Origin of the sequence: Rhizobium subbaraonis, assembly GCF_900220975.1 — a bacterium.
Taxonomy (GTDB): Bacteria; Pseudomonadota; Alphaproteobacteria; order Rhizobiales; family Rhizobiaceae; genus Mycoplana; species Mycoplana subbaraonis.
This window is the reverse complement of the sequence record NZ_OBQD01000002.1, coordinates 472,923-479,667: the sequence shown is the minus strand read 5'-3', so window position 1 is coordinate 479,667 and position 6,745 is coordinate 472,923. Positions and strand designations below refer to the sequence as shown.

General features: G+C 62.5%; 6 protein-coding genes and 1 pseudogene. 6 read left to right on the top strand and 1 reads right to left on the bottom strand.

Annotated features, from left to right (window positions below; genetic code table 11):
- Positions 1–91 precede the first annotated feature (91 nt).
- The 5 genes and pseudogenes from CRO48_RS32800 to CRO48_RS04485 form a co-directional block, all read left to right on the top strand.
- Positions 92–238: pseudogene (locus tag CRO48_RS32800) on the top strand (transporter); the annotation flags it as partial.
- 128 nt (positions 239–366) lie between these two features.
- Positions 367–543 (top strand): hypothetical protein, encoded by a 177-nt coding sequence (locus CRO48_RS32060; RefSeq protein WP_176526650.1) that lies wholly within the window; start codon positions 367–369, stop codon positions 541–543.
- A 276-nt stretch (positions 544–819) separates the two neighbouring features.
- A complete protein-coding gene (locus CRO48_RS04500) occupies positions 820–2,271 on the top strand; it encodes a DUF3300 domain-containing protein (RefSeq protein ID WP_097136702.1) in 1,452 nt (483 codons plus the stop codon).
- A 22-nt stretch (positions 2,272–2,293) separates the two neighbouring features.
- Positions 2,294–3,256: a DUF2950 domain-containing protein gene (locus CRO48_RS04495; RefSeq protein ID WP_097136793.1), complete on the top strand. Its 963-nt coding sequence runs from the start codon at positions 2,294–2,296 to the stop codon at positions 3,254–3,256.
- A gap of 298 nt (positions 3,257–3,554) precedes the next feature.
- Entirely contained in the window at positions 3,555–4,385 is an 831-nt protein-coding gene (locus CRO48_RS04485; RefSeq protein ID WP_097136699.1) for a shikimate dehydrogenase family protein, read from the top strand.
- Between the two features lie 42 nt (positions 4,386–4,427).
- Here CRO48_RS04485 and CRO48_RS31710 read toward each other — a convergent pair whose 3' ends face one another.
- Positions 4,428–5,495 (bottom strand): Gfo/Idh/MocA family protein, encoded by a 1,068-nt coding sequence (locus tag CRO48_RS31710; protein ID WP_176526649.1) that lies wholly within the window; start codon positions 5,493–5,495, stop codon positions 4,428–4,430.
- A gap of 241 nt (positions 5,496–5,736) precedes the next feature.
- On the opposite strand from CRO48_RS31710, the gene CRO48_RS04470 reads away from it, so the two are divergent.
- Complete coding sequence (locus CRO48_RS04470) at positions 5,737–6,636, top strand: NAD-dependent epimerase/dehydratase family protein (protein WP_141402007.1); 900 nt, start codon at positions 5,737–5,739, stop codon at positions 6,634–6,636.
- Positions 6,637–6,745 lie beyond the last annotated feature (109 nt).

Sequence of the window (6,745 nt, the reverse complement as noted above, 5' to 3'; positions counted from 1 at the left end):
TCTTCTCGAAAGTCATGACACGGTTCCTTCTCTGAGTTGCGCAGAATGATCTTAGCATCTCGCGCGACGGGTTCGGAGGGCCGTCCACATCATCAATTTTACTGTCGGCAAGCTGGTGAAATTCGACAAGCAGCCGGTCAGTTTCACCGCTGGACTGCGCTATTGGGCCGACGCTCCGGAGAATGCCCAGGAGGGCCTTGGCTTCCGGTTCGTGGTGACCTTCCTGTTTCCACAATAGGCCTCGACCGGGGACGAACGCGCTGAGCGCATGGTCGCGACCACCAGCCTGCTGCAACATGCGCGACCTGCCAGCTTCGCCAATTGCCGCGCATGGGGCGCCATCCTGCCGCCGTCCATGATCGGGTCATGGGTTGCAGCCGACTGAGCCTGCTGCACTGGAAGGGGACGCGCGCTCGTTTCCAGTGCGATCTTGCCGAAGGCTTGTCGCCCGCCTTCGAGATCCACCACGGCGGGCCGGTGAAGACGATGGGTGACGGGCTACCGCCAAGCCTCCCCAAGGTCTGGGTGCAACCGGTGGGATGAACATGCGACGTATCCATCTAGCATGTGCGGATGCCGGCCGAGCAAGAAGCGAGGGCTAATATTACAGTCACAGCGCATCGTTGATTCCGCTATCTTTTCGCGCCTAGTTGATGAATAATGAATTTGAGGGCTGATTTATTTCGTGAGCATCGCCTGCCGCACCTGCGGAGCGAGAACTATGCCTAGAGTGGCGCCGGCCGAGCGTGCACTCCAATCCTACATTGCAGCCAGAGACAGTGGAATTCCCCGATACTGACGCATGGAGGGCCGAGGATCATGGGCTTCAACAAAATTTCTCGTCAATTTCGATCCGGCCTCGCCGTCGGCATGCTGCTGGCGGGGACGGCCAGCCTGGGTTGGGTCGATCCCCTGTCCGCGCAAACTCAAACTGCAGCGACCCCTGCGACGCAAGATCAGGCACAGGAACAGGAGCCTGACCTTCTCACCGAGGACGAACTGGAAGTCCTGGTCGCGCGGATCGCGCTCTACCCCGACGAGCTGGTCGCACTGGTCAGTTCGGCATCCCTCTATCCTCTTCAGATCGTCGAGGCCCAGCGCTTCCTCGACCAGAAGAAGACGAACAAGGATCTCCAGCCCAAGGAAAGCTGGGACGACAGTGTCATCTCGCTGCTCAACTATCCCGAGATCGTCAAGATGATGAGCGACGATCTGGACTGGACCCAGTCGCTCGGCAGTGCGCTGGCCTATCAGCAGAAGGACGTGCTGATGGCGATCCAGACCCTGCGCGACAAGGCGGTCGCAGATGGTGTCATCAAGACGGACGACAAGGTGAAGGTGGTGAACGAGGGTGACAACGTCGTCATCCAAGCGGCGGATCCGGAAAAGATCTACATTCCGCAGTATGAGCCGCAAATGCTCTACGAGCCCGGTTATGCGCCGGCGCCGATCACCTACTACGACGACCCTTATCCGAGCTACTATTATCCGACCGCGCCCTATTTCGCGGCTGCGATCGCGGGGGGCGCGATCTGGGCCGCGACCGTCGACTGGGACGACTGGGGTGTCTGGGGTGGCAATTGGGGCGGAGACGTCGATATCGACTGTGACAAATGCTTCAACGACATCGATATCGACCGCGACAAGTTCAAGATGGGCGATGTCGACTGGAAGAACATCGACCGGTCCAAGATCAACTTCGACAAGAACCAGTTTGCCAACGTCGATCGCGACAAGTTCAAGAATGAGTTCAAGGGCAACCGCGACAACAACATCGCCAACCGGGCCAAGGATGTGCGGCGCAGCGGCGGTGACAAGATTGCCAATCGTCCAGGCAAGGTTTCCGTCGACGATATCCGCAAGAGCAAGGTGGATGCCGACCGGGCGCGTCAGCGCGCGGGGAACGCGGACCGTGGCGACGTCCAGCGCCGCGCGGATGCCCAGCGCCGGGACGGCCAAGCGGCCAGTGCCCGTCGGGACGGCGGAAACGTGGCCAATCGCGCCAGTGCAGGCGCCAAGCAGAAGAGTGCGAACCGGAAGGTCACCAAGCCGAAGCCCGGAGGACAGGTGCAGAAGCGCTCGGGCAATCGCCCCTCGGCCATGGGCAACGTCAGCAGCAAGAAGCACACGCAGGTCTCGTCCAATCGTGGGCGCCAGTCGTTGAGCGGCGGCGGTAATCGCAGGCCGCAGGCCAGCCGTGGCGGCGGTCGAGGCGGTGGCCACGCCCGGGCCTCACGCGGCGGCGGCGGTCGCGGCGGCGGTCGTCGTTGAAGATAGCGATCAGGAGGCACAGATGTTGAAAAATGCGCGTATCAGGATCGCATCGTCGGTGTTCGGAGCGGTCATTCTTGGCGGAACGGTCTTCTCGCCGGCGGTTCTTGCGGCGGAGCCGGCAGAGGACCTGTCGCTTGACGACTTCATCTCGGCGCAGGAACCGCCCGAGTTTGCCACGCCGGAGCAGGCCGTCGAGGCATTCAAGGCGGCCGTGAACAACAGCGACTTCGACAAGGTGGCGGAGCTTCTCGGCCTCGATCCGGCTAAGGCAAAGGCCAGCCCGGGCGCCATGGACACGTTTGCCGACATCCAGGCCGGCGTGAAGGAGAAGGTGGTGCTCGATGACCAGGGACCGGACAAGGTCCTCGAGATCGGAAACATTCTCTGGCCGCTCCCCTTCCCCCTCGTGGAAAAGGACGGAAAATGGGCCTTCGACACCCATGCCGGGCTGGACGAGATCGCCGACCGGCATGTCGGCGAGAACGAGCTGGCGACGATCGATACGCTGAAGGCCTATGTCGATGCTCAGGAGGACTATGCATCGGAAGACCGGGACGGCGACGGCGTGCTCGAATACGCACAAAAGGTGATCAGCGCCGAGGGGCAGCGTGACGGGCTCTACTGGCCTTCGGATCAGGGTGACGGCGGGGAAAGCCCAGCCGGTCCGGCCCTTGCCGATGGAGACGCGTTCGAACGGGCGAAGGCGGGCCAGGGCTATCACGGCTATCGCTATCGGATTCTCACCGGCCAAGGCGATAACATTGCCGGCGGTAAATACGACTACGTCATCAACGGCAATATGATCGCGGGCCACGGCATTGTCGCGTGGCCGGTCCACTATGGGATCACCGGCGTGAAGACGTTCCTCGTCAACAAGAACGGCATCATCTACGAGGCCGATCTTGGCGAGAACACGGCGCAGATCGCATCGAGGATCCGCACCTTCAATCCGAACGATGAGTGGGATATCGTCAGCGACTAGAACGTCTCCTCCTCTTCCGGCAGGTCGAGCTCCTCGGGTAGACAGGCTTCGGCGTGCTTTTTGCGCATGTCGTTGTCACAAACCGCTGCACACTTTTGCCCGACATGCCTGGAAAAAGCGCGGCGATGCCGTCGATCGGCATAGCAGTTCGTCGCATCAAACTCGGTCGCCCCTAACTTGATGTTATGTTTGCTGCGAACTGGGTATTTGCCGTTAAACGACAATTCGGAAATGCTGCTTTCGACCCTGCAGGCGGGTAACGCCCTGACCTGACGCATAGGGGAAGAAAGGGCAGGCCATGACTGAAACGATCCGCCTTGGTCTGGTGGGCGACAATATTGCAAAGTCGCTTTCTCCGCGTCTGCATGTGCTGGCTGCCGCGCAGAACGGATGCCATGTCGTCTATGACCGGCTGATGCCCGCTGAACACGGCAAGACGTTCGACGTGCTGTTCAACGAGGTGTCCGCTGGCGGTTATCGGGGCGTGAACATCACTTACCCCTACAAGGAAGATGCTGCCGCCCGGGTCAAGATCGATGATCCGCTCGTCGCCGCCATCGGCGCCGTCAATACTGTGCTGTTCGATGAGGGTGGCCCGCACGGCTTCAACACCGACTATTCCGGTTTCATTGCCGCCTACCGACGCATTCGAGGCGATGCGCTGCCCGGTGCGGTGCTGATGATCGGCGCGGGAGGGGTCGGCAAGGCGATCGCGTTTGCCCTTGTCGCGCTCGGCCTGCGCGAAATTCGCATCGTCGATCGTGACCTGCCACGAGCTGACGGGCTCGCTCAGGCACTGAAGGCTGCGTGTCCCGCTCTGCTGACGGAAACGGGCGCGGATGCGGCCGTCCGTGCCAGGGGCGTGGCCGGGATGGTCAACTGCACACCGGTCGGCATGGTCGGGCACGAGGGGACGCCGCTTATGCGCGCCGCCATGGTCGGCGCGCAATGGGCTTTCGACGCGGTGTACACGCCGCCGGAGACGCAGTTCCTGCAGGACGCGGCCGCGGAAGGTCTGCAGGTGATATCCGGCTACGAACTTTTTGTCGGTCAGGGTGTTGACGCCTGGCGCATCTTCACCGGCCTGCCCGTCGATGAGGCGCGCCTGCGCGAGGCGATGGCTGGCTGAAGCGCTGTTGATTGTGGCTTGCCACCCGCACCGCGCAGATGCTCAATCCTTCAGGTCCAGCGGAGAGAGGTCGACAGCCACGGCGCATCCGCTCTCGGCTGCCGCGCGAATGGCATCCAGCACGATCAGATTGGCCGTTGCGTCGCGCGCGGATACCAGCGGCGTTCCGCCTTCCCTGATCAGGTTGCCGAAGTGCCGGAGTTGCTCCTCGTAAGGATCAGCCGCCTCCACTTCGAGAATCGTCGGCTGCAAGCGGCGCGTCCAGTCCGGCTCGCCCTCCGGTTCCCACAGCGTCAGGTCCGGGAGGGACAGCCCTGCCCGGCTTCCTGCGTAGTGGTGGGCGGTCACCGGATGGGCCGGGAAGCGGACGGGATTCTCGCCCGCAGTCAGATCCCAGGCCCACGGGCCCGTAGCAGCATCCGATATGCACAGGGTCGCCAGGCCGCCGTTCGCAAAGGTCAGCGCCACGGCAGCGGTGTCCTCGACGGCGAAGCCGCGCCGACCGTTGCTGGCGATCGCCTGTACCGTGGCGACTTCTCCGAAGAAATGCCGAAGCAGATCGATTTCGTGGACGAGGTTGATCAGTAGCGGCCCCCCTGCCCCCGGCGTGCGGCGCCAGGCTGCCTCGAAATAGGAGGGCGGCTTGGCGAGCGAGCAGGTGACGGTGGCCATCACGAGATTGCCGATCCGGCCGGCTCGTATGGCTTCGTGCGCCTTGCGGATGATCGGGTTGTGGCGACGATGATGGCCGACCAGAAGCGGCCTGCCGCCTTCCTCGGCGATTTCGATCAGCCGAAGGGCGGAAGCGAGGCTCTCGGCCACCGGCTTCTCCAGTAGCACGGGGATTCCCGCTTGCAACAGGGCTTCGGAGATCGGCAAATGGGTTTCGTTCGGCGTGGCGACAATGGCCGCATCGGCAATTCCCGCATCGATCAATGTGGCTACGTCCGGCAGGCAGGGCACGCCCAGCGATCGGGCCAGAGCCGCGCCCGGCGGCGCGGGATCGATGATTGTCGCAAGGTACTGGCCCTCCATCCGTGCCAGCGTGTCTATATGTGTGCGTCCGATGGCGCCGGCGCCGATTACTGCCACACCGATTGATCCAGTCATGATATCCTCCCTGATCCGCCCTGAGGCTACCAGAGCAGCGATATTATTGGAACTAAAGTTTATTGTTGAATGACATTCTATTTTTTGCGATATTGATCCGCGCCGGCCGAACGCCCGCGCCATTTTGGGAGGAATGCTGAATGGGAGCCGTGTGGGCGAAAACGGTATGTGCACTTCATGCCGCGCGTAGTTCGCCTTGTGCCGCAATGCAGGCCGGACGTGTGCAAGGGGATTGGCCGGCATGAGGCGGATACTCGTCACCGGCGGCACCGGTTTCGTCGGCGTTCGCAGCATTGCCGCGCTGCGTCGTGCCGGTAACGCCGTTCGTGTGTTCGATCTGGCGCCGAAGCCCGATCGCCTTCCTCCGTCCCCCGACATCGAGGTCGTCACCGGCGACATTGCCGACACCGCGGCCGTTATCGCTGCGGCAAGCGGTTGCACCGGAATCGTCCATCTCGCCGGCCTCATGACCGCCGATTGCGCAAGGGATCCGCTGCTTGGAGCACGCGTCAACCTGATCGGCAGCCTCAATGTGTTCGAAGCGGCAAAGGCAGGTCGCCTTCCTATCGCCTATCTGAGCACCGCCGGCGTCTTCGGGCCGGAGGATCCGGTCCATCCGAACCCGATGACCATCTACGGCGCGACCAAGCTCGCGGTCGAAGGTGCTGCACGCGCCTTCAACCTCGATCACGGCGTTGCCAGTCTCGGCTTGCGGCCGTACATCATCTATGGGCCCGGCATCAGCGCTGGAATCGCGGCCGGTCCGTCGATCGCCATCGCGGCGGCAGCGCGCAGGGAGCCGGCCGAAATCCGCTTCTCCGGCCGCGTTGGCTTCGTCCACGTGGACGATGTTGCGCATATGCTGGCTGCGGCAATGTCTGTGCCGCTGACCGGCGCAACCGTCGTGACGATGGCGGGTGAAACGGCCGACATGACAGATTTCGTCTCCGAACTTCGCCGTCAGACCGGATGGTCGGATGTAACCATCAGCGGCGATCCGTTGCGTATTCCCGCCGATCTTGCTTCCGATCCCGTTCCCGGTTTTCTGGGCTCCCAGCCCGTGACCGGCATCGCTGCCGGAATTGAAAGGTCGCTCGCCGAATTGCGGCAGGTTGCCGGCAAGGAATCGTCCAATGTTTAGCGACCATCGTCCATTTCCCGGATGCAGGCGGCGTGATTTCTTCGAGGATCGAAGGAGGAGCAGGGCGAGTGCTTTTCGGGTCGGGATTTCCGTAGACCTGAAGCCTCGA